The organism is Endozoicomonas euniceicola (assembly GCF_025562755.1).
Classification (GTDB): domain Bacteria; phylum Pseudomonadota; class Gammaproteobacteria; order Pseudomonadales; family Endozoicomonadaceae; genus Endozoicomonas_A; species Endozoicomonas_A euniceicola.
This window is the reverse complement of sequence record NZ_CP103300.1, coordinates 5,012,582-5,036,943: the sequence shown is the minus strand read 5'-3', so window position 1 is coordinate 5,036,943 and position 24,362 is coordinate 5,012,582. Positions and strand designations below refer to the sequence as shown.

At 49.9% G+C, this 24,362-nt stretch carries 16 protein-coding genes and 1 pseudogene; 7 read left to right on the top strand and 10 right to left on the bottom strand.

What is annotated here, in order from left to right:
- Positions 1–464: 464 nt before the first annotated feature.
- The 4 genes from NX720_RS20390 to mads1 all read right to left on the bottom strand — a co-directional run bounded on the left by NX720_RS20390 (position 465) and on the right by mads1 (position 7,472).
- Positions 465–3,326 carry an anti-phage-associated DUF1156 domain-containing protein gene (locus tag NX720_RS20390; protein WP_262597094.1) on the bottom strand — a complete coding sequence of 954 codons (2,862 nt, stop codon included), beginning with the start codon at positions 3,324–3,326 and terminating at the stop codon, positions 465–467.
- Between the two features lie 67 nt (positions 3,327–3,393).
- Entirely contained in the window at positions 3,394–3,999 is a 606-nt protein-coding gene (locus NX720_RS20385) for a DUF3780 domain-containing protein (RefSeq protein ID WP_262597093.1), read from the bottom strand.
- Between the two features lie 90 nt (positions 4,000–4,089).
- Positions 4,090–7,212 carry a DUF499 domain-containing protein gene (locus NX720_RS20380; RefSeq protein WP_262597092.1) on the bottom strand — a complete coding sequence of 1,041 codons (3,123 nt, stop codon included), beginning with the start codon at positions 7,210–7,212 and terminating at the stop codon, positions 4,090–4,092.
- Between the two features lie 77 nt (positions 7,213–7,289).
- On the bottom strand, positions 7,290–7,472 hold the full coding sequence (mads1, locus tag NX720_RS20375; RefSeq protein WP_262597090.1) for a methylation-associated defense system helix-turn-helix domain-containing protein MAD1: 183 nt from the start codon (positions 7,470–7,472) through the stop codon (positions 7,290–7,292).
- Positions 7,473–7,883: 411 nt separating this feature from the next.
- Between mads1 and NX720_RS20370 the strand changes: the two genes are divergently transcribed.
- From NX720_RS20370 to NX720_RS20350, 5 genes are all read left to right on the top strand, one after another.
- Positions 7,884–9,257 (top strand): hypothetical protein, encoded by a 1,374-nt coding sequence (locus tag NX720_RS20370; protein ID WP_262597088.1) that lies wholly within the window; start codon positions 7,884–7,886, stop codon positions 9,255–9,257.
- Positions 9,226–10,062, top strand: a complete 837-nt coding sequence (locus tag NX720_RS20365; protein ID WP_262597086.1) for a type I-F CRISPR-associated protein Csy2 — start codon at positions 9,226–9,228, stop codon at positions 10,060–10,062. The genes NX720_RS20370 and NX720_RS20365 overlap by 32 nt, the downstream gene beginning before the upstream one ends.
- A gap of 30 nt (positions 10,063–10,092) precedes the next feature.
- Positions 10,093–11,139: a type I-F CRISPR-associated protein Cas7f/Csy3 gene (locus tag NX720_RS20360; RefSeq protein WP_262597084.1), complete on the top strand. Its 1,047-nt coding sequence runs from the start codon at positions 10,093–10,095 to the stop codon at positions 11,137–11,139.
- Positions 11,075–11,848, top strand: coding sequence for a type I-F CRISPR-associated endoribonuclease Cas6/Csy4 (locus NX720_RS20355; protein ID WP_262597083.1), 774 nt, complete (start codon positions 11,075–11,077; stop codon positions 11,846–11,848). The genes NX720_RS20360 and NX720_RS20355 overlap by 65 nt, the downstream gene beginning before the upstream one ends.
- A 374-nt stretch (positions 11,849–12,222) precedes the next feature.
- Positions 12,223–12,441, top strand: a complete 219-nt coding sequence (locus NX720_RS20350; protein WP_262597081.1) for a hypothetical protein — start codon at positions 12,223–12,225, stop codon at positions 12,439–12,441.
- Positions 12,442–12,495: 54 nt separating this feature from the next.
- On the opposite strand, the gene NX720_RS20345 is transcribed toward NX720_RS20350, so the two are convergent.
- The 3 genes from NX720_RS20345 to NX720_RS20335 all read right to left on the bottom strand — a co-directional run bounded on the left by NX720_RS20345 (position 12,496) and on the right by NX720_RS20335 (position 13,263).
- The gene (locus tag NX720_RS20345) at positions 12,496–12,729 is read right to left on the bottom strand and encodes a hypothetical protein (protein ID WP_262597079.1); all 234 of its coding nucleotides are present in this window, start codon (positions 12,727–12,729) and stop codon (positions 12,496–12,498) included.
- Positions 12,730–12,756: 27 nt separating this feature from the next.
- Positions 12,757–12,954 (bottom strand): hypothetical protein, encoded by a 198-nt coding sequence (locus NX720_RS20340; protein ID WP_262597077.1) that lies wholly within the window; start codon positions 12,952–12,954, stop codon positions 12,757–12,759.
- Positions 12,955–13,023: 69 nt separating this feature from the next.
- Positions 13,024–13,263 (bottom strand): hypothetical protein, encoded by a 240-nt coding sequence (locus NX720_RS20335; RefSeq protein WP_262597076.1) that lies wholly within the window; start codon positions 13,261–13,263, stop codon positions 13,024–13,026.
- Positions 13,264–13,713: 450 nt separating this feature from the next.
- On the opposite strand from NX720_RS20335, the gene NX720_RS20330 reads away from it, so the two are divergent.
- Complete coding sequence (locus NX720_RS20330) at positions 13,714–14,004, top strand: hypothetical protein (RefSeq protein WP_262597075.1); 291 nt, start codon at positions 13,714–13,716, stop codon at positions 14,002–14,004.
- Positions 14,005–14,191: 187 nt separating this feature from the next.
- Positions 14,192–14,347 carry a hypothetical protein gene (locus tag NX720_RS20325; protein ID WP_262597073.1) on the top strand — a complete coding sequence of 52 codons (156 nt, stop codon included), beginning with the start codon at positions 14,192–14,194 and terminating at the stop codon, positions 14,345–14,347.
- A 27-nt stretch (positions 14,348–14,374) separates the two neighbouring features.
- On the opposite strand, the gene NX720_RS20320 is transcribed toward NX720_RS20325, so the two are convergent.
- The 3 genes and pseudogenes from NX720_RS20320 to NX720_RS20310 all read right to left on the bottom strand — a co-directional run bounded on the left by NX720_RS20320 (position 14,375) and on the right by NX720_RS20310 (position 23,930).
- Positions 14,375–17,425, bottom strand: a complete 3,051-nt coding sequence (locus NX720_RS20320) for an SEL1-like repeat protein (protein ID WP_262597072.1) — start codon at positions 17,423–17,425, stop codon at positions 14,375–14,377.
- Positions 17,426–18,468: pseudogene (locus NX720_RS20315) on the bottom strand (ISAzo13 family transposase).
- Positions 18,469–18,656: 188 nt separating this feature from the next.
- Complete coding sequence (locus NX720_RS20310) at positions 18,657–23,930, bottom strand: SEL1-like repeat protein (protein ID WP_262597071.1); 5,274 nt, start codon at positions 23,928–23,930, stop codon at positions 18,657–18,659.
- Positions 23,931–24,362: the final 432 nt, after the last annotated feature.

Below are 24,362 nucleotides of genomic sequence, written 5' to 3'. Positions count from 1 at the left end.
GTTAATCGGTGCCGTCCACTAGCGGCGGCACGCCTAAGTTGAAGTGGTTATAATTCTCCGGACACAAAAACACGGGTAATATGAACCCAAACGGTCATATCATCTGACTCTGACTCTTTGCTCAATGCGTTAATGGTGCCAATGCCAGCGCAGTTCTGTATAGCCTGATTGAAACGGCTAAAGCCGATGGTCTGGAGCCTTATGCATGATTCCGCTATCTGCTGCCCAGTGCTCCGCAATTACCTAAAGGAGCAAGTGTTGAGCACCTGCTGCTAATTAATCTGACACCGGATGATTTAAAAATAGCGGATTGGTGGGAGTCGGGGTAGATGGAGTTCCCCGACCGCTTGCGTTACTGAAAACAAAAAACCTGCAACCGTGGCCATTCGCTACGTATTCGAATGGGCACCGTTGCAGGTTGGTGAGTCAATATTTAGCCACTTAGGCCAGAAACGCAAGCCGGGTTAGCCGTTAGTATTCTCCAGCGCACCCGCCAGGGTACTGGCCGCTTCGGCATCGGTTTCCCAATGATCCATATGGTCAATATGTTCCAGGCGACTGAGGAAGCGTAATACTTCGATCAGCTTTTTCCGGTCGTTCCAGAAGCCCTTCAATTCGGTCTTGAGGTAGTTCACCCCCTGCTGAGCTGATTCCTGTTTAATGGTTTCATGCACGGCGAACAGGGCGTGGCGCACGATGGAAGCATCGAAGCCGTGATCCTTCAGGTTGCTGCGGCCAAACTCACGGGCGGTTTTAAAGCGCACGGCGTTGGCTTTGGTCTTGGCGTACATAAACTGGTATTCCCGCACACCGAACCCTTTTGCCAGCTCCTGATAAGCCCCGGCACGGAGTTCGCCGTGTTTTTCCAGCTCCAGACCTTTCAGGTACAGGCGCTCATCGGCGGACAGGTTTTTCCAGTGGGTCTCGTCAAAGCCGTCGGGCACCAGATGGTTACAGGCAATTTCCACGGCCTGGTCAATCAGTTTCTCGAACTGGGACTTCACCCCTTTCTGCTTTTCCCGGTAGAGTTCGTTTTCGATATTGATGCCTTCAATCTCGCTGTACTGGGTCAGCACCCGCAGTGCCGCCGCATAGGCCGCCAGCTGGTAATCGGTATCACCAAAGTTCGGATGATCCTGGTCGTCGATAGCGGTCATATGGTCGAGCTGGTCTTTTACTGCATCTTCGATTTCGGGGATGAGTTCGTCGTCGAAGGCATCCAGATCGTTAAGGCGTTTGCGGAGGATCAGGAGGACGGTTCCTTGAACATAATTACCTTCACGAGTCCCGATTGCTGCTTCAGTAGATACAGTCCACGCAGACGTTACCTGCAATCCAGCAGCCCAAAGAATCATACCCAAATCTGCCCAGACAGATGGGTCTTGATGGGTAAACTGTACCATTTGCAAGCCATTATCCGGCATATTAGCTGCCAGGTTTTTATAGATTTCAACCATTGAGCGCTTGAAACCTTCATCCTTGCCTTTTACAGCCAGAGCTTCACGAGTATCGGTGTACCAATCTGGAAAAAAACGCCCCAGATGCTTGTCATACCACGCAAGGAAGAAGTCTGTTAGTTCATGGTAATTGACCGCATCAGCATAAGGTGGATCAGTAATCCAAAGGTCATTTTCGATAAAAACTTGCCTTGCGTCAGTAATCTCAATTACAGCTGTCTCTGTTTGAAGCACTGGCGGGGTTATTTCAAATATATTCCTTAACAGTGGTAAGGCCTTTCCCGCAAAATTAAATAAGGGATTCAAAGCCTGATTATAAAAAGTTTGAGCAATTGATTCCCTTGCTGCTCCCGTACCCCACCGACAGAGCTTACTGTCCCAGTCGGCAGCCTTAGCAAGGCCTAACATTGCTGCGTACTCACCACCTGTCTGCGCCTTTATTAACTTACTGAGAGTTCCATGAATTAATAACTGCCTTGGTGTAAACAAATGATGCCAATGAGTCCACCCTCTTTCTTTATGCAGGCGTTCTGTTTCTTTTCCTGTAGGCACTGGTTTAGATGGGATGTAACCATTTTTATGCCACTCCCCAAAAAACTCTTGCAATAGTTCTATTACTTTATTTTCTCTTTTTTGATCCTCTTGGTCTGGAGCTCTAAAGTGACGCCGAGTTTTTTCTTTTCCTTTGTCATCTATATAAGTTTCTTCCCACCGAATGGCATAGAGCCGCTCTTGGAAAAGATCATTCTCCTTGGGCATGAAATCAGATTTTTCCCAAAGTCTCATACCTTTGGTATCACGAATAGAATCTATAGAATGGTCTTCATTACAAGCAGGACAATAAACCCTTGAGCCTTTATATGTAGCAGCCTCTTTCGCTTCTTTAAGCTGATCCTTAGTAGCATTTTGCACCAGCTTAATATCAAAGCGATTCGCATCACGGTCAAGTTCCAACTTGGCAATCACTTTGCTGGTTGGCCCTACAACCCAAGTGTTTGCAAGTGGCACCAATACGTCACAGGTCGGACATTTTACTTCTGTACAGTAAAGAAAAGCATTCGCACGCCAGTTATTTTCGTTATGCTCAATACCCCATTCGGTAATCTGCTGATCAGCCTTCTCAAAAATCACTTTCTGGGCTGCTACTACTTTTTCTGCCCGCTGTTCGGATTCGGCAAGATTAATGCCTGCCCATGACAACGCAGCCGCTACCGGGTTCAGGTCTGAACCATAAGCATCACAGCCTAAGCGTGCTGCTTCGAAAGGAATAGAGCCTCCACCGCAGAAGGCATCGCCAACCCGTGGTTTTCTACCGAAACGCTTTTGACCTAACTGCTCGATTAATTGCTGAAGGCTGTAGGCATCGGTTTCCAGATGGCTGTTTATTTCAGCCCATGTCGCTTCACTGGGACCGGTAATTTGTTCTGGACGATGGCAATATTCCAGTTTTTCGTCATAGCTCAGACTATAGAAAAAACGTCGTGTGATTTCATCACGCTGTTCCTGAGAGGTTTCACGATCCCAGCCGGTGCGATTACCCTTGGATACGGAAAAGTAAAGCTCCTGTTCTTCTTCGGTCAGCGATTCAAAAATTGTCTTAGCCGGAATGGCCTTACAGCGTTCCCAAAGCCCCTGATCATCCATAGTCATAATTTTCAGAAAAATTTCCCGATCTTTATGCGGCTCATTTGAAACCGGCATCAACATGCCTAAAATGGAAGCACGAATAAGAACCAGCTCTTTTCGTCCCCACCATTTTCCAAGCCCGGTAATAGTCTGACTCTGCTTTGCGTTTCCTTCCTTCAGGGTTTCCTTGGACACCAAAGAAACCGGAAACTGCTCTTCAATAAAAACTTTATCTTCAACCATGCTCTTCACTTAAAGCCGGAAGCAAACGACTTCCGACTTCTGATATTCCTTTCAACAGCCTCAACAATCAGACCAGACTCAGCTCAAACTCACTGCGACGATTACGCAACACACTGTCCATGACCGGGTTTTCGGTCAGGGCAAAACGCACGGCCTTACGCCAGCCTTTATTGCGCCCTTTTACCCCGTGGCCGGTGGCGGCGTTGGTCATGGTGTACAGCCACCAACGCTCTTCCGGTGCCAGCCCCAGCCAGTTATTGACGGCGGTTTGCGCCAGTGCCGGGTCGGCGTCTTCCAGCGCCCAGGCCAGCAGACAAAGCTCTTTGCCCAGAGTGCGGTCAACAGGCACCTGACCTTTCTTCAGCCAGCGTCCGCTTTTCTGACCGAGGTTACGCAACCGGCGGTTAAACTCCGCTTTCAGGCTCTCTTCAATCTGGTCCCACATCATGCGACTGAGTACCGCCTTCAACTGGGCGTTCTCATCGTTAAAGGTGGGTTTCACCTCTTCGCCCTTCTCCGGCTCCTGCCAGTGAAAATGCTCAGAGATATAGACCTCAGCGGTTTTGGCTTTAGAAGCCGGAACCGTCACCAGAAAACAATGTTCGGTCTGCTCTTTGTCAAAGCCAAAGCCTGCCAGGGCAGACGATCTGGTTTTCTTGCGGGTTGCGTTCACTTGAGTCATAGATAACCGTTTGCTGTTCGCCTTAGAAGGCGCGCTGCGCCTTCGCTGGTGTTTTGTTTCGTTGCAGGCATTCAAAGCCTGTTACTGGCGTACTTCGCCGGGGTTGGGCTGGCGTTTGAGGTCGGCGAACCAGTCAATCAACTGCTGGCCCTGGTCAAACTTGACCTCTTCAGCGCTGATAACGATCTGGCTGCCCTGCATCAGGCTTTGCAGCTTTTCAATCACGCTGCCCAGCTCGTCGCCTTTGACCTTGTATTCCGCCGAACCGGTGTAAGCGATTTCAGCACTGTCGTCATTGGCCAGTACCTGCAAGTCAATGGACTGGGCTTCGCCACCAAACTTCTTCAGTCGTTCAACAAAGTCAAACGCCCGCTTGGCGGTGACGCTTTTGATTGTGTCCCGGCAGTTCCAGATGGCGGGTTTCGCCGGATCAATCACCACTTTTTTCTCGCGGTACTGATCCATGTCGATCTTTTCAACCAGCGACTGCACACCGTCTTTTTCGCCAAAGGCCATCAGGTAACGGCAGCTGGCAGGCACCGGGAAAGCCCCGGCATAGGCAGCACCATGAACTTTCGGATCGGAGCCGTCGGTGGTGTAGCGAATTTCACCGTCCGGAATGGCGTCAAACTCCATCATCCAGTCACTGCCTACCTGATAGGGTCGGTATTTCAGGTCGATGGTGTTGGTCCAGGTGTACGCTTCGCCCTGCTCGTGTTCGTTTTTGGAATCAATACACAGGAAGCTGAGCTTCATATCCCTGGTGGTGAAACGGCCATAGCCACCGTGATGATCGGCAACATCCATAGATGCCGAGGATGGCTTTTCACCACCCAATTCATACAGCACTTTGTCGCCGTTGATCGGGGTAATTTTCAGGGTGCATTCGCCGGTGTCGTGGTTACGGCTGAGCTGCTGGACGTTGACCTGAGTCACAGGTTTTGGTGGTTCCAGGTTAATGGAGCCGCCTTCATCCGCCCAGCCACCCTGATCCAGCATACGCTGTTTCAGCTGGTTCAACGCGGAGGGGTCGTGGAACTGCCAGGCAGTGTTCACCGCTGCGGCCCGGCGCACCTCGCTCCAGGAGGAAATTTTCTGGTTGCGGAACAGCCGTTTTTCCACTTTTTTGCGGAACGTATCGTTAGAGACATCGGTCTCAAACTTACCCTTGGATTGCAGGGTGTTTTTAATCAGCTTCTCGCCATCAAAGTGGTTGCCGTCAAAGTTGATACGACAATCAGTATCCCGGAATTTATCCCCCGCCGTTGGGTAAATCAGCGTGGTAAAGGTTTCCTGGAGGGCGCTGCGAAGGCTCAGGGTGATTTTGTCCAGTGAGTCTTCCATCTCACGGTACTGCGGGTCGTTAGGTGCTACCCGCTGCTGATCCATTTCGCCCTTGATATCGGTAATGGCACGGAATTGCCGGGCCTGCTCAATAATGCGCTCCAGAGTATTCTGGCTGCCGGTCAGGAACATCACCCGGTTTTTGAAGTCATTCCCCTTCAAAAACGCCTGCCAGTCCGCTGACAGCTTGTTACCGTTAGTGGCACGGGTTGGCTCGGCGATAACCAGTGTCACTTTGTCCATATCCAGTGACACTTCATCAATGGCAGGCAATACCAGCAGGTTCTGGTAACAGTCCCTGGCGTGGGGTTCGAACAGACTGCCAAGGTATTTGCCCAGCTCTTTCAGGCAGGTTTGCTCGTTGTAGGCATTGGCCTGACTGTGCAGTTTGGCCGCCAGATTCTGAATGTTCTTGAAGAACAGCCGACCGTCACGACTTTTGTGCAGATACCATGCCTGAGTAGGCAGGTAGTCAACGATGTTCTTTTTGACATGGGAAATATCACGCCCCGGCGCACAGAGGAAACCGATGATTTCATTTTCCCGCAGACCGTGGGTGGCTCCCGGCACACTGGCAAGGGAAGCAATCAGAATCAGTTTGGCAACATCCTGGGCATCGGTATTGCTGCTCAGCCGGGTGTCCAGTTCTTCGGCAATGGAGTGGCCGTCCCGCGCGATGTCGTGAACAATGGCTTCGGTCAGAGATGTGTTGATTCCTTTGATTTCAGACTGAATCTCTTCGTTGTTCAGGTTGAAATCGTAGGGGTGTACCAGTTTCACCTGATCGGCCCGGCTGGTTCCCTGACGGGTGTCGTACATATCAGAGACAATGGCACGCATCAGGCGAATCAGGCCACGGGTCTGCTGGAAGCCGGGATTTTCCTTAAACCGTGCATACAGGTCACGGATGGAAAAGTGGAACGGATAAGAGTCTTTCAGCTGGGCGGCGTAGGATTCAGGGGATTCATTGGTGATATCCATCTGCTTCGCCTGCTTGACCGCTTCGGCGTATTCTTCTGCCACCGCCTTGATCACTGTTTCATCCGGCAGTTCTTCAAACAAACGGGTACGCAGAATGTGATACAGCTCATCACCCTGAGAATTAACCGGCTCCAGCGGCAGGGCTGAACGACTGGTCTCTTTGGTCAGGTTGTCCAGTGCCTGGTTCAATGCGCCGGAACCGCCTTCATAGGAGGCGTTCAGGTCAGAGATAACCACGCAGACATTAGACAGCTCGGGTCGGTCAACGGCAACCATCAGGTTGGACAGTGCGGTAGCCGTTACAACAGACAGGTCTGAGTTGCCCACCTCGATGGACTTGGCGTTATCCAGATAAGGAGGCAGTTCATCAAGGAAGATGATGGTCGGCTCACCTTTCAGCAGGTTGATCCAGGCTGTTGTACCCGGAGCCCGAAGTGGTGAATACAAATCGGCAAACACTTCTTTCTTGCCCAGCTGTTCAGCCAGATCACCCCAGACACCAAAGGGTGCGTCGGACTCTCGCCCGTTAAAGCCAATCACCCTGACTGCGCCAATACGCGAGCCTGCGCCGTTCTCACCCAGCACTTTTTCACGCAGTTTCGGATGCTTTGCCAGCAAACCCAGGGCGATCATATTGTGGGTTTTACCACCACCCATGGCCTGAGACAGCAGGTAAGTGCTGGCCTGGTCATTGCGGTTTTCCAGACGTTCGAAGGCTTTGTCCAGCAGGGTTTGCATACCGTTGGTGATAAAGTTCTCCTCAAAGAACTTCTCGCCATCAATACGGTTTTGCAGCAGGTCGGAAATATTCAGTACCACATCCCTGCGGTTGCGGTCGAACACACTGGTTCTTGGTTTACAGACTTGACTCAGAAACATGAGTTGTTGGCTTTCCTTAAAACGTACGTTGGTATCTATCAGGCTGCCGGTTCAGGCGTTCTATAAAGCGGGTCAGCTCAGCTGGCGGTTCTGCCGGTCTGCTGCTCAATCCATTCTTCAATGGCACTGCGCTGAAAACGCCAGGAGCCACCGACCTTGAATGCGGGTATTTTTTCGTCTGAGGCCAGCTTGTAGATGGTTCGCTCGTTGACTTTCAGGTATTCCGCTACCTGTTTGATTGTAAGTATCTCGTCGTTCATCCCGGCTTACTTCAGCTCCCCTGTGTACGGCAAAGACCGACTAAAAAATGCAAAAGATTCAGAATTCGGAAAAAGAGTACAAATTATTACATCTGGTGATAATGAGCAATCTTACTTATAACTGATTTCTCATAGGAGGTGGATTTATCGCTGCTTAAGGGAAAAGGTAAACGCATTACTTTTAAACGAGATTCGTCTAACCATACTGCACCGTGCGTTTAACCAAGAGGAGGAATAACGCATGCCCAGAAAATCATCTGGTCGTAAAACCCCTATGACCAAGGACGCTGCTAGTCGTATTCAATCATCGGAAGCTAAACAACTGATACATCTACATCAAAATGTCGATTCACAGGTCACTATTTTTGAACTACCTTTGGCTCATTGGTGACTTACTGAGTCATTCCTGCCATGACAGAAACTCCACCCACTCTGAAGCAGCTGATTTCAGAAAGCATTGATAGCGAAGCACCTGATGACGTTCTTTATCGCTTCGTCAGTGCCGTGCGTTCCCCTTATGAAGTAGCAGACTGTGAACAGCAAGCTGTTATTCTGTTAATCAATTTTTCTGTCAAAAGAGAGAGTGTAAATAACCCTCTTGACCGGCAAGAGGCAATCCATCACCTCGCTGAAAAAGACTTTCAACTGGTCAAACGATTTTCAGATTCTATAAGAGGCAGGCATACCCACAACATCAAGTGGCCATTGAGTTTTCTTAGAGGAAACCTGTTCCAGCGCCTGCCATACGATGAGCATGATCCTTATGTGCATTCAGGAAGTGTTAATCTCAGCAAACGTTTTGGTTATGCCCAGAACGCTGCAAACATCAAGGCCTGCAAGGGTTTGCTCGCAGAGTTCCTTTATCGCGGAAAACTCACTTCCATGCTTGAAGAGGTTCAGGCCGGTACTGATTTAGGCAGTCGCTTTATGGCATTTCTGGAAGAGAGTATTGAGCACAGTGAACACAATAGAAAAAGCCATGAAGAGTCCCGAGGGCAAAAAGCCAAGCCTGAAGAGATTTTAGAGGAGCTTTATATAACCATTTCGGAGCTGCCAACCCAAGCTTTTCCCGAGGTAGCAACACACCCTCAAATCTTTGCTTTTACCGAACCGGGGGAGCCGGAACTGCTTCTGTCACCGGTCGCACACACCGGAATGATGAGAGAGATTCATATCCGGCTTTCAGAGTGTGAAAGCTGGCAAAGGGCTGGAATGAGGGCAGGCAGTAAAAATGACATTCACACTTACGGCGATTTGATCTCGGATGCTGGCGGTTATCTCCACACTCTGAAGGCACTTCCACCTATTGAGAAAAAAGGTGAGTTTCGGCGCTTGATCGACCAACTGACAATACTTGGTCACCTGTACGACACCCGGTCTATTAAACATTACCTGCTGAAAATTGGTGGTCAGTATGTTGATGAATCAACAGGTGAGGTCAGGAACTGGACTGATTTTCGTGAAAATAAGTGGGTGAAGAGTGAATGTTCAAAAGTCATACACCAACTGTTCAGAAATTATCGAAAGTTGATGTTTTACCTCAGGCTGGGCAGGAAAATACCAAACCGCTGTCAGACAGTTATAGACAAAAGTGAGGCTCAACGAATATTAACAACACTGCAGACCACTTATACATCAGAAACTATCAAAAAAATCATTGGAGAGGCTGTGCCCAAGCTGGTCAGTGCGCTTCAACAACTGGCGGACCATGAAGATCTGCCCCTGACTGACTTCCATCAAAAAGCATTAGAGCATGCCATCATCAACTACTTCCGGTCAGAATAGCCTGTACCTCTACATTAAAGATATGACCATCAACAGGGCTAATGCCTTGCCATCACCTTACCTTTCTGGCTTGCCTTCCATATACGGCGTTGTTGGGATGGCTCAACACCTTGTTGACAGGGTATTAAATGGTTCTGGCTTGCGTTTTGATTCTGTTGCTGTGTGCTTCAGTCAGTTCAGCATGTCCCGGAGTCAACAGAAATATCCGTGCTATTCAAAGCGAGATATTAAAAAACACCAAACCCTTCGATTGATCACCCACAGGGAAAGCCGCTTTATGGCTTCAGTTATCATCAGGTGCCTGCACAGTCCCAACACTTCTTTTGAGGAGGTAGTGAAATGGCTGGAAGAGCATCAGCACCTCGATGGTCTGTACAACCTGCGATTTTGTGGCGGACAGATTTTATACTCGATGGGGAAACCACACTTATTTCCGCTACAGGCTCCAGACCTGTCGCACTTGTGCCAGCACCTTAATGGTTTTGCCGTAGCTGACAGAATTGAGTTATGCCGAACATCAAGACGCACAGAAGAGGACTCACTTGATACCCTTCTGAGACTTATCAAAGATTCTAAAAAAAGTGCTCACGGGTGGCTTGTTCCGTTAGCTGTAGGTTATAAACCGTTAGGAGAGCCAGCTCATAGAAAAAATACACGATGGGTCTTACACCACGCTTTCGCTGAACCTGTCGTTGGTCTGGGTAGATTATTCACCATCTCTTCAATTTCGCATGAACTTGGTCAGACAGACCATTTTTTCTGGAAGCCTGCCAAACTCGATTTTCTCGTGGCAGGGTCTATATAGTAGTAATCCAGTGTTAGAGACTATCCGACAATGGCATCCTCCAGACAACTGCACTTTAATCGCTCAATTGAAATTGGCCCCGGATATATGCGATCAAAGTCATCTACTACGGGCGAAGTCTACTCAATACACGTCCAGAAGAGGCATATTAAAGGCCCGCCTTCAGACTATGCGACTCTGAAAGGTAAAAATGAGCAGAACCTCGATACACCCAATGTCTTTCATGAGGAGTTTATCCGGAACGAACCGGGTGATTACCTACTGGTAGAGTTCGAAGGCTACTTGCTTAACAACTGCTTCTTTCCGAAAACGCCAGACTCAGAAGCCAGAACTGAAATCCTCCAGTTTTTAGAACTCTTCAGAGACAAAGGCGGTTTCGGTGTTCTGGCTCGGTATATCTTTCAGAACATTGTAAATCTTCGATGGCTAAGACGTAATAATGAAATCTTTTCTTATAAACGACAGGTTGTATTCAAGACTCATGAATTCGAACACTCCTTCACACTACCTAGTTGGAATGAGTTGCCAGCTTTGGAAGAGATTGAAGCAGATGACCCCGGAGCAGTCAGGCAATGTATTGCTTTTATTGAAAGCAGACTTCACAAAAACAATATCGATCGCTGGTTTAAGGTAGAAGCGGAGCTCTACACCGGACGAAGGCTGAACATTTTTCCTGCCCAGGAAATGAATATCGGCCAAATAAATAACAACCCGGAGAAAAATCATTCCCCCGGCAGAATGTTTGTCAAAGGCATTGATGAAAAAACAGGCAAAGCAACGATTCCATTGATTGATGAACGCCATATTCTTCATGCCTTATATACCTACGACTACTCCTATACTGAAGACATCGATGCACTGCCAATCAATGTGAACCCATCCGGTTTTCACGAAGAGGAAGGACGGCATTACAGGGACTACCAGCAAGGAAACTGCGTCTATAATTATCAGGAACAACTGTCGTCTTTAACAAAAAAACTCCAAAAGGTTAATGAGGCAGAGGACATTCCAAATGAATGCCATTACCTCTGCACAAACTATCTCAAAGGAGGTGTTTTCGGTGAAAAGAGCGAATAGCTCGCAGTTCGATTTAAACGAACGATACTTCTTTGAGCTATACCTTTCTGAATCCCCTGACGAGCTTAAAAGCTTCCACCAACAAATACTTCAGATGATCCACAACCACTCTGAGCCTTATGAGGACTATCTGACAAATGCCCACTACAGGTCATGGGTAGGCCTGTCATATCCAAAGTTTGGTCTACTCAATCAGTATGTCGCTGAGAGTCATTCACTGAATCCAGAGTATCGCTTACATTTTGCAATTTCGCACCCTGCCCTCTTCATCGGTGACACGGTACATTTTATTTCAGTTAGCCCGACTAGCCTGAAGACAGTCTATGCATCCAGAGAAGTTCAGGCACTTTGCAGAGACGGGTGCGAAAAATCAGATATTTATCCCGCGCCTCTTAATTGTGCTGAGCGTATTTTCAAACGTGATAGAAGGCCTGAGCGAAGGTCAGAGAAAAAGAATCTGAAACGAACCAGGTTGTTCAATATCTCAGCAACAGAAAAGACCTTTGAACCAGAGGCTATAACAGAGCCACTTCCGAGAATTAGAAGCGTCAGCAGCAAAAACAAGAGTAAACCAATCCATATTCGTCAAATGGATGCAAACTCACCAGTAGAAGGCTGGTTTAGCATCTATGGCTTATCAACTCATGGAACGACTGTTCCTTTAATACCAACTGAGAACACCAAAATAATTCCGATCCAGGAAGAGTAACCTGTGCCTATAGATTTAGTAGACTTTTTAAACCCACCTCCTGATAAAAAATTTATTGGTAGTTTATGAACAACCGTTAAAAAAGGTGTAAAATCAATGCCTAAGGGTTTCTATGGTCTTGTGAACCGCCATGTAGGCGGCTGATAAGTTGCTGGGGCCTGATGAAAATGCAAACGGTATGTGAACCGCCATGTAGGCGGCTGATAAGCTTGAAACCATGCCTCCGGGAATTGTTTCGGATGTGAACCGCCATGTAGGCGGCTGATAAGTTCTCACAGACATCCAAATGCCAGTCATAACCGTGAACCGCCATCATATAGGCGGCTGAGAAATGCTTAAGGGAGCGCAATCGATTCTCTAACTCAGGGGGAAATATGCGTTTTTTCATTCTGGTTGGCGTGCCTGTCGCTCTTGCATTTCTTTTGGTTGGAGTATGGTACTGGCATGACCAGCACCTGCTCTGGCTCTGGATGAGTGGCATGATGCTGACGTTTGCCAGCTTGGGAGGGATTTTTTGGTATGTGTGCTGGTTAGATGAAAGAGAAGTCGACAAAGCGCAACCCACCCAAACAAAGCCTCTTCCACCGGAATGAGATGTGTTATCAGAAAGCTTGCCAGATCGGTATTTTGGGAGAAGCAAACAACGCTTAATATTCGCTCTTACGGCAGAAATCTGAGATTAACTGATGAAGGCAATCTGAGCATAGTTCGCACTGAACCTGGTAACCATCTCCGAAGGCAGAAAGATATCCGGCGGTGAAATCGATTCGCAATATTTCCTGATAGGCGTAATTGTCTTTGCTGTATAATTTTTTGCAGCGATCGCACTCGATAGCCACTTCGATATCTTGTTGAATCTGTTTTTGTTCAGTTTTGATCATAGTGCGCCTCTATTTGGGTGTTTTCTCTCAGCTACGAGTTTCCTGTAGTTGCTCTATTTGCTGCTTAATCAGGCTCTCCTGGTCTTCGTAATATTTAGGACTCATGGCGACTACCCATGGCTTACTCCGGCGACAGATGACCAATTTTTCAATCCGGCTGTCCGCCAGCTTTTTTGTAATGCCTGTCATATTTCTGCGAAAGCGGGAAAAGGCGATCGTGTTCATTGCTTCTATAAACCTTGCTCAAGGGTGTAAACCATTCCTATGGGAACGGTTTACTGAAGGGTGAAAATTTCACCAGTAGTAAACATGGGGCTTATGGTTACCCAGAGGGAATGCGATCCCATCACTATCAAGCCCCTTCAGAATTTCAACACAAAGCCTTTTAGCTCTCCTTCTGTCTGGTCGAGTCATAAATTGGGTGACATACCAGGACGGCGTCTGTCTCAACCAATAACCACTCTCAGGACCGGTGTACTCACGTTTGATACGACCATTAACATCGCGATCTTTGGCTTTATTTTTGGTGGCCATTCCACATCTCCAACTTAAAAAAGCTAGAAGATGTCTTTGCTGTAATAGCCCTCAAACAGTATTGACAGAGTCATCTCTGTTATCCTTTTAATCGAGCAGATAATCATAGCAGCCAATAGCCCCGTATGGCTGAAAGAGTCTTCTCCAATATAAAATGAGCCTAAAGGTTGCCGTGAAAGATGGAGCGAGCAATAGGTTTTTTTATGCACATGTTATACATCAAGCTCTGAGCATCCGCTCTTTCAGAGCAATATCCACATATTCTGTTAACAACCCTGTGGAAAACTTTCTAACCCCCTGCTTCTTAAACCTTTCTTTAAAGTCAAACCTCCCCAATTAGGTGATTAGGTGCTCCCCTGAAACAATTTTCTCTCTTGATGCATTATAAGGAGTCATCGCCTTATAATCGTTGTAGGGGATTTCATGAGAACAATAGGGGGAGGAGCTATCGTGTCTGATCGTTGGAGCATTCTAGTCTCTGAGGCTGCCCGTGACCTTCGGCGACTAAATAGCGTAATGCTTATTATTTTTCTGTTTGCCCGGGCAGCGGGGTGGCTGGTGACAGGCCCCCTGATTCTGGCGATTTCTGCGCTATTATTGCTGGGGTCGTACTTCCTGGCTTTGGGCTGTTTGCCGGGAACGGATGATACAGACGGCACCGTAAAGCCCCGATGGAAGCGGTTGCTTTTGGCGCTGGCAATGTCGGTAGCCGGGATCAGCCTGCCGGTGGTATTCGGTTGATACCGGGTAATTATGTAGTTTTCCAGTTTGTCCGGGAGTATATTTCTGAGGAGTTCTGCTGGTAGTTGTGTTTACAGGATGCGTGGAACAGCTACTTTTTTGTGAGCTTGCAGAGGTAGCGTAAAAAAGTGTCCAGAAAACTGTTGCCATATCATGCGTGAAAGTGCTGGAAGAACAAAAAGTTGATTTGGTTATCGTAACCGCCAGGCTGCTTCAGAGTCGAGAGGGAGTACTCCCGATCAGTAAAGATCAGGAGCAACTGAACAAATACATGGAACAGCAGGCGGAGCTTTGCAGGGTGCTTCCTCGGCAGACTTTTTATGACTTGGGAAGCAACCTGTAAACACCGAGCGTTATCAAGACCCTAAAATTAAGAAAAATGTAAATCTATTGGACTATTACAACGCCATTCTAACTTTGCCCGATTTTTTTGAGCGCCTTCGTGCCCCTGACTCGCAGCTTTATTAGACCAGAAATACGACTGTTCGATACTTTTTCTCACACCTCTACCTCCCAAATACATTAAACCCAAGAAGTATTGAGCATTAACATTCCCCTGCTCAGCGGCCTTGCGAAACCAGACAGCGGCCTGCTCGTCACTCTGTTTTACGCCTCGGCCACGAGCACACATGAGGCCCAGGCTGTTCTGAGCAACTGCATGACCCTGCTCTGAAGCCTTACGAAACCAGACGGCGGTCTGCTCATCACTCTGTTTCACGCCTCGGCCACGGGCACACATGAAGCCCAGATTGTACTGAGCATCTGCATGCCCCTGCTCTGCGGCCTTGTGAAACCAGGCAACGGCCTGCTCGTCACTTTGTTTTACGCCGCTGCCACGGGCACACATGAGGCCCAGATTGTACTGAGCATCTACATTCCTCTGCTCTGCGGCCTTGTGAAACCAGACAGCGGCCTGCTCGTCACTCTGTTTTACGCCACGGCCACGGGCACACATGAGGCCCAGGTTGTACTGGGCAACTGCATGCCATTGCTCCGCAGCCTTGCGAAACCAGACAGCGGCCTGCTCATCACTCTGTTTTACGCCGCGGCCATTGTCATACATAAGGCCCAGGTTGTACTGTGCAACTGCATGCCCCTGCTCTGCGGCCTTGCGAAACCAGACAGCGGTTTGCTCGTGGCTCTGTTTTACGCCGCGACCACGGGCATACATGAAGCCCAGGTTGTACTGTGCATCTTTATTCCCCTGCTCAGCGGCCTTGCGGAACCAGACTGCGGCTTGCTCGTCACTTTGCTTTACGCCGTGGCCACGGGCATACATGAGCCCCAGTTTATTCTGATCAAATGCATCCCCCTGCTCTGCGGTCTCCCGAACATCGCGATACCTGATAGCGGCTTGCTCGTCACTCTGTCTTACTTCTTTGTCATTGCCAAACAAGAAGCCTAGGTCGAACTGTGCATCTGCATTTCCCTGCTCTGCGGCCTTGTGAAACCAGACAGTGGCCTCCTCGTGCATGGCGTCCAGATTGAACTGTGTATCCTCATCCCTCTGTGATGCGGCATAGCGATACCAGACAGCAGCCTGCTTATCGCTTTGCTTTACGCCCAAGCCTGTTTTGTACATGAAGCCCAGGCTAAACTCAGCAACCCCGTGCTCCTGCTCTGCAGCCCTGTGAAACCAGAAAGCAGCCTCCTCGTTACTTTGCTTTACGCCGCAGCCAGTTTGATACATGAAACCCAGCCTGAACTGTGCATCTGCATGCCCCAACTCTGCGGCCTCGTGATACCAGTCAGCAGCCTGCTCGTAACTTTGCTTTACGCCGCGGCCACGGGCATACATGAGGCCCAAGTTGTACTGTGCATCTTCGTCCCCCTGCTCTGCATCCTCGCGATACCAGGCAACGGTTTGCTCGTCACTCTGTTCTACACCTTCGCCATTGTCATACATAAAGCTCAGGTCGAACTGTGTATCTCGATTGCCCTGCTCTGCGGTCTTGTGAAACCAGACTGCGGCCTGCTCGTCCATGGTGCCCAGACTATATTTAGCAGCTGTATCCCTCTGCTCTGCTGCCTTGAGAAACAAGACAGCAGCCTGCTTATCACTCTGCTTTACACCTTGGCCTGTTTTATACATGAAGCCCAGGCTAAACTGGGCAACTGTATGCCCCCGCTCTGCGGCCTTGCGATACCAGACAGCGGCCTGTTCTACACTGCGGCCATTGCCATATATGGTGCCCAGACTGAACTGGGCAACTGTATGCCCCTGCTCTGCGGCCTTGCGATACCAGACAGCGGCCTGCTCGTCACTCTGTTCTACACCGCAGCCATCTTCATACATAAAACCCAGGTTGAACTGTGCATCTTCATGCCCCCGCTCTGCTGCCTCGCGATACCAGACAACAGCCTGCTCGTCACTCTGCTCTACACCTTCGCCATTGCGATACATGCAGCCCAGTTTGAACTGTGCATCTGCACGCCCCTGCTCTGCGGCCTTGCGATACCAGACAGCGGCCTGCTCGTCACTCTGCTCTACGCCTCTGCCATAGCTATACATGCGGCCCAATATGAACTGTGCATCCTCATGCCCCCGCTCTGCAGCCTCGCGATACCAGACAGCGGCCTGATCGTTACTCTGTTCTACACCGCAACCGCACCAGCCATCTTCATACCTGAAGCCCAGATCGAACTGTGCATCTGCATTCCTCTGCTCTACGGCGTCGTGACACAAGTCATCAGCTTGCTCATCACTCTGTTCTACATCTTCGCCATTATCATGCATGAAGCTCAGGTCGAACTGTGCATCTGCAATCCACTGCTCTGCAGCCTTGCGATACCAGCCAGCGGTCTGGTCGTCACTTTGCTTTACGCCTTCGCCATGGTTGTACATTAATCCCAAGATGTGTTGTGCATCGACATATCCCTGCTCTGCGGCCCTGTGAAACCAAACAGCGGCCTGCTTGTCACTTTGCTTTACGCCTTGGCCATTTTTGTACATTAAACCCAAAATGTGTTGAGCATCGACACGCCCCTGCTCTGCAGCCTTACAAAAGCAGACAGCGGCCTGCTCGTCATTCTGCTTTACGCCTTGGCCACGAGCACACATGAGACCCAGATTGTACTGAGTACCTGCATGCCACTGCTCAGCGCCCTTGCGAACCCAGAAAACGGCCTTGCGAAACCAGACAGCAGCTTGCTCGTCACTCTGCTTTACGCCATGGCCTTTTTGATACATAGCGCCCAGGCTGAGCTGAGCAACTGAATCCCCTTGTTCTGCGGCCTTGCAATACCAGACTGCGGCCTGCTCGTTACTCTGCTCTACACTACGGCCATTACCATACATTAAGCCCAGTTTGAACTGTGCATTTGCATGCCCCTGCTCTGCGGCCTTGCGATACCAGACAATAGCCTGCTCGTCACTCTGCTCTACGCCGCGACCATTGTCATACATTAAGGGGAGCGGCAATCAATAATTTACCGGTTCCGGAACAATTGTCACATCCCATTTCTTTAACTCAGGGTGGCGAATGATGTGAGGCTGTATTTCAGCTAATTCCTGTTTACTCAGTCTCACACCTTTTTGATACGGTTGATCAAGTAGCTTCACTATCGGGTTCATGCATTTCCATACCATTGTTTTTGTCCACTCCAAAACAGACGTTACTGTGTTCAGAAGGCTTCCATTCCAATGGTTTTCGAGATAAGACCAGCCTCGTTCAATCGGATTGTATTTGCTGTGGTAGGGAGGGTAGTAAACCAGCCGTATCTTCAGCCCCGCTTTTTTGGCAAACTCAACCATTCTGAAAAGAAACTGGGTTCGGTGGCTGTTACTTTCAGGTCCGTTGTCTGCGTAGATAACCAGCTCATCGACATACCTGTTAGCTTCCTTCACCTGCTCCCACCATTGCTCAATAGCATCGCAGATAAAATCACTGGTTTTGTAAGAGTTGCCGTAAAAGACATACAGCTGATCATCTTCCAGATTGAGTACCCCGAAGGGGATCATTTTTTCTTTGGTTGCCATATCATGATCCAGCGCTTTGACCGCTTCTGCCCCTCTGGCCTTACCACCTCTGGAAAAATTTCCAAGGTTAACCGTTGCTTTGCAATCAATGCTGATCTGAAGACTCTGCTTTCTCTGGCTTGCGGTGCTTTTTACTTGTTTGACGTTTTCAAAGATGGCATCGGTTTCCGGGATTTTTTTTCCGGCGTGGTCTTCTGTACCTTGTGAAGTTTATAGCCCATACGGTTCAACATGTTGCAGAAAGTACGCTCTTTGGGAAGTTGCTCTTCCTGCCACCCTTTTTCATCAATCAGTTTTTTCCGAACAGCACTGGCTGTTATGCGAGCATAGGAGAACGTATTTCTGAGCTGCGGGTCAGCCTGACTTTCAGGGTCAACCAGACTTCGGATGTCTTGTTCCAGTTGACGGTTTGCTACTTCTGCTTTTGGCTTGCCCTGTGATGCGTAATTTCCATAACAAACAAGTCCTGTTCGTTTTTCATGCATCCCGAGTTCAACGGTATGACGGCCAAAATTGAACTCGGTTTCAGTAAGGCGTGGACTACCAAAACAGAGCTGTTCAGCGACTTCAGCTATGAAGGCTCTGTGTTCAGAGCCTTTGAGCTTTTTAGCAGCAAGTATAATGAGGTGTTTGCATTCAGGGGTGACATTAACGCTGGACATGACGTTCACAATCAATCACAGAGGGAGTAAGCAGGAAAGATACTCCGGTAAAGTTTGTTATGCCACTCCCCTAAGCCCAGTCTGAACTGTGCATCTGCATGCCCCTGCTCTGCGGCCTTTCGATACCAGACAACGGCCTGCTCGTCACTCTGCTCTATACCTTCGCCTTTGTCATACATTAAGCCCAGTCTTAACTGTGCATCTGCATGCCCCTGCTCTGCGGCCTTGCGATACCAGACAGCAGCCTGCTTGTAACGTTTATGCTCGCCGCGGCCATTGTCATACATGTAGCCCAGTTTAAACTGTGCATCTGCATGCCCCTGCTCTGCGGCCTTGCGATACCAGACAGCAGCATGCTTGTAACTTTTCCCTACGCCTTGACCTTTTTTATACATGGTGCTCAGGCAAAACTGTGCATCTGCATGCCCCTGCTCTGCGGCCTTGCGATACCAGGCAGCGGCCTGCTCATAACTTTTTTTTACGCCTTGGCCTTTTTTATACATGGTGCCCAGACAGAACTGTGCACCTGCATGCCCCTGCTCTGCGGCCTTGCGACACCACACATCGGATTGCTCGTCACTCTGCTCTACACTACGACTAGCACGATACAGTGAACCAAGCCATGACTGTGCAGCTGAATGCCCCTGCTCAGCGGCCTTGCGATACCAGACAGCAGCCTGCTCGTCACTCTTTACGGCGTGAATCTTGTCACAGTAATACATAAAGCCCAGTTTGAACTGTGCATCTGCATGCCCCTGCTCTGCGGCCTTGCGATACCAGTCAGCAGCCTGCTCGTTACTCTCTACGCCGAGGCCATCTTCATACAGTGAACCAAGCCTGAACTGTGCATCTGCATGCCCCTGCTCTGCGGCCTTGCGATACCAGCCAGCAGCCTGCTCGTCACTCCTTACGCCGTAGCCCTTGTCATACATGAAGCCCAGGTTGAACTGTGCATCTGCATGCCCCTGCTCTGCGGCCTTGCGATACCAGGCAGTGGCTTGCATGTCACTCTGTTTTACGCCGCAACCATCTTCATACATGGAACCCAGGTTGAACTGTGCATCTGCATGCCCCTGCTCTGCGGCCTTGCGATACCAGGCAGCGGCCTGCTTGTCACTTTTTACGCCGCGGCCATCTTCATACAGTGAACCAAGCCTGAACTGTGCATCTGCATGCCCCTGCTCTGCGACCTTGTGATACCTGGCAACGTCCCGCTCGCCCCATAAGACATCTCTGGCATCGTACTGCTCGCCACTCTGTTTTGCACCTTCGCGATTTTCATACATCAAGCCCAGATCGAACTGTGCATCTGCATCCCCCTTCTCAGCGGCCTTGCGAAACCAAACAGCGGCCTGCTCGTCGCTCTGTTTTACGCCGCGGCCACTGGCACACATGAGGCCCAGGTTGTACTGAGCAGCTGCATTCCCCTGCCCATCGGCCTTGCGAAACCAGACAACGGCCTGCTCGTCACTCTGTTTTACGCCGCGGCCACTGGCACACATGAGGCCCAGATTGTACTGAGCACCAGCATGCCCCTGCTCTGCGGCCTTGTTGAACCAGGCAGCGGCCTGCTCGTCACTCTGCTTTACACCTTCGCCATTGTCATACATGGCACCCAAGTTGAACTGTGCATCTGCATTCCCCTGCTCTGCGGCTTTGCAATACCAGACAGCGGCCTTGCAAAACCAGTCAGCGGCCTGCTCATCACTCTGCTTTACGCCTTGGCCTTTTTTATACATAGTGCCCAGGTTGAACTGAGCATCGACATCACCCTGCTCTGCGGCCTTGCGATAGCAGACAGCGGCCTTGCAAAACCAGTCAGCGGCCTGCTCGTCACTCTGCTTTAAACCTTGACCTCGGGCATACATAAGGCCCAGGCTGAACTGTGCATCTGCATACCCCTGCTCTGCGGCCTTGCTGAACCAGACAGCGGCCTGCTCGTCACTTTGCTTTACGCCTCGGCCTTTTTTATACATGGTGCCCAGACTGAACTGAGCAGCTGCATTCCCCTGCCCTGCGGCCTTGCGAAACCAGTCAGCGGCTTGCTCGTCACTCTGCTTTACGCTGCGGCCACGGGCACACATGAGACCCAGGTTGTACTGTGCACATGCATTCCACTGCTCAGCGGCCTTGCGATACCAGACAACGGCCTGCTCGTCACTCGGTTTTATGCCGCGACCCTTGTCATACATGAAGCCCAGGTTGAACTGAGCAACTGCACTCCCCTGCTCTGCGGCCTTGCAATACCAGACAACGGCGTGTTCGGCACTCTGTTTTACGCCGCAGCCATTGTCATACATGGAGCCCAGTTTGAACTGTGCATTTGCATTCCCCTGCTCTGCGGCCTTGCGATACCAGGCAGCGGACTGCTCGTTACACTGCTTTAAGCCTTGGCCGCGGGCATACATCAGGCCCAGATTGTACTGAGCATCGACATCACCCTGCTCTGCGGCCTTATGAAACCAAACAGCGGCCTGCTCGTCACTTTGCTTTACGCCTTCACCATCTTTATAAATAAAACCCAGCCTGAACTGAGCAAGGACATTTCCCTGCTCAGCGGCCTTGCGATACCAGACAGCGGCCTGCTCGTCACTCTGTTCTACATCGTGGCCATATTCATACCTTTCACCCAAAGTGTATTGAGCATAGACATCCCCCTGCTCGGCAGCCTTGCGATCCCTGACAAAGTACTTATCCTCCCGTTCAGCGTCCTCCTCGTCCCAGTCATAGTCCTCCTCGTCCTCGTCCTCGTCCCAGTAAGCATCCTCCTCGTCCCAGTCATAGTCATGCTCATCACTGCAGCCATCGTAATCAAACTGTGCATCTGCATCCCCCTGCTCTGCGGCCTTGCGATACCAGACAGCGGCCTGCTCATCACTCTGTTTTACGCCTTCGCCTTTGTCATACATGAAGCCCAGGTTGAACTGAGCAACTGCATGCCCTTGCTGTGCGGCCTTGCGATACCATTTAACAGCCTCCGTATTACACGGCATTACACCTTGGCCTTTTTTATACACGGTGCCCAGACTGAACGCTGCATCTGCATTCCCCTGCTCAGCGGCTTTTTGGTACCAGAGCATGGCAGTCAAGTCACTCTGCTTTACGCCGCGGCCGCGGGCATACATGAGACCCAGGTTGTATTGGGCACCAGCATCGCCCTCCTCCTCCACCCCTTCGGGCTTGTCGAGCCAGCCTGCGGCCTTGCGGAACCAGACTACGGCCTGCTCGTCACTTTGTTTTACGCCCTCGCCATTTTTGTACATTAAGCCCAATTTGTATTGAGCACCGACATCCCCCTGCTCTGCGGCCTTGCGATACCAGACAGCGGCTTGCTCGTCACTTTGTTTTACGCCTTTGCCATCTTTATAAATTAAACCCAAGGCGCAATAAATTGAACCCAGGGCCCATTGAATATTGGCATCACCCTGTTCTGCGGCCTTGCGATACCAGACAGCGGCCTGCTCGTCACTCTGCTCTATACCTTCGCCTTTCTCATACATGTCACCCAGTCCGAGCTGTGCATCTGCATGCCCCTGCTCTGCTGCCTTGCGATACCAGACAGCGGTCTGCTCGTTGCTCTGTTCTACACCGCGGCCATAGTAATACATGAAGCCCAGATTATACTGAGCTTTCGCATGCCCCTGCTCTGCGGCCTTGCGATACCAGGCAGCGGCCTGCTCGTCATCCTGCCATACCGATTCAACATCGTAATCATCATCCCAATCATCATCCCAATCCTCTTCGCGTAGGCAGCCCAGTCTGTACTGAGCTTCTGCATGCCCTTGCTCTGCGGCCTTGCGATACCAGACAGCAGCCTGCTCGTGACTCAGTTTTACGCCGCGACCTTTGCCACCATTGTCATACATGTCACCCAGGCTGAACTGTGCATCTGCATACCCCTGCTCTGCGGCCTTACGAAAGCAGACAGCAGCCTGTTCGCCACTCTGTTTTACGCCTTCGCCATCTTTATACATTAAACCCAGCCTGAACTGGGCAGCTGCGACCCCTTGCTCTGCGGCCTTGCGATACCAGGCAACAGCCTGCTCGCCACTCTGTTTTACACCTTCGCCTTTGTCATACATGAAACCCAGCTTGAACTGAGCAACTACATGCCCTTGCTCTGCGGCCTTGCGATACCAGTCAGCAGCCTGCGTGTTATTCTGCTTTACACCTTGGCCTTTTTTATACATGGCGCCCAGACTGAACTGTGCATCTGCATGCCCTTGCTCTGCGGCCTTGCGATACCAGTCAGCAGCCTGCGTGTTATTCTGCTTTACACCTTGGCCTTTTTTATACATGGCGCCCAGACTGAACTGTGCATCTGCATGCCCTTGCTCTGCGGCCTTGCGGTACCAGTCAGCAGCCTGCGTGTTATTCTGCTTTACACCTTGGCCTTTTTTATACATGACGCCCAGACTGAACTGTGCATCTGCATGCCCTTGCTCTGCGGCCTTGCGATACCAGTCAGCAGCCTGCGTGTTATTCCGCTTTACACCTTGACCTTTTTTATTATGCATAGTGCCCAGACTGAACTGTGCATCTGCATGCCCTTGCTCTGCGGCCTTTCGGTACCAGTTAGCAGCCTGCATGTTATTCTGCTTTCCGCCTTGGCCTTTTTTATACATGGTGCCCAGACTGAACTGTGCATCTGCATACCCTTGCTCTGCGGCCTTGCGATACCAGTCAGCAGCCTGCGTGTTATTCTGCTTTACGCCTTGGCCTTTTTTATACATGGTGCCCAGACTGAACTGTGCATCTGCATACCCTTGCTCAGCAGCCTTGCGAAACCAGACTGCGGCCTGCTCGTCACTTTGCTTTACGCTTTCGCCATCTTTATACATTAAACCCAGCCTGAACTGAGCAGCTGCATCCCCCTGCTCTGCAGCCTTGCGAAACCAGACTGCGGCCTGATCATCACTTTGCTTTACGCCTTCGCCATCTTTATACATTAAACCCAGCCTGAACTGAGCAACTGCATCCCCCTGCTCTGCAGCCTTGCGAAACCAGACTGCGGCCTGCTCGTCACTTTGCTTTACGCCTTCGCCATCTTTATACATAAAACCCAAGATGTTTTGAGCATCGACATCCCCCTGCTCTGCAGCCTTACGAAACCAGACTGCGGCCTGCTCATCACTTTGCTTTACGCCTTCGCCATCTTTATACATAAAACCCAAGCTGTTTTGAGCATCGACATCCCCCTGCTCTGCGGCTTTGTGATACCTGACAGCTGCCCGCTCAGCACTCTGTTCTACGCCTTGGCCTTTATAAATCAAACTTAACAGCATATTTCTCAAGCGCATTATTACCTCTAAACAGCGCAGTCAACGACAGGAGAGAAATCTTACTAAGAAAAATTAACTTTCGCAGCTCATCGTTTCATGTCTGTTTCGTATTGGATGGTTTGAGAGAGGATTTTACCGACGGAAACAACAGCTTGGTCGTAGGCTTGCATGGCCGGTGTTTCTGACTTCATTGCAGGAAGTTTGTCATTACATACATGGGTGACAATAGAGGCACAGTCACCTTACCTACTGCTTTGCATCACATTCCATAGGCTTGGGGAAAAAATGTGCAATTTTTACGTCATTTTCAAGGTGATCAGTTCGCTACATACCGGGTGGCTCAAGGGCTGCCTTTTTTTGAACAGAGACTAGCTTTTGAGTATCTGCAAACCAGAAAGTGGTTTTCCTTTATTTACCACCTATGAACTGGTAATT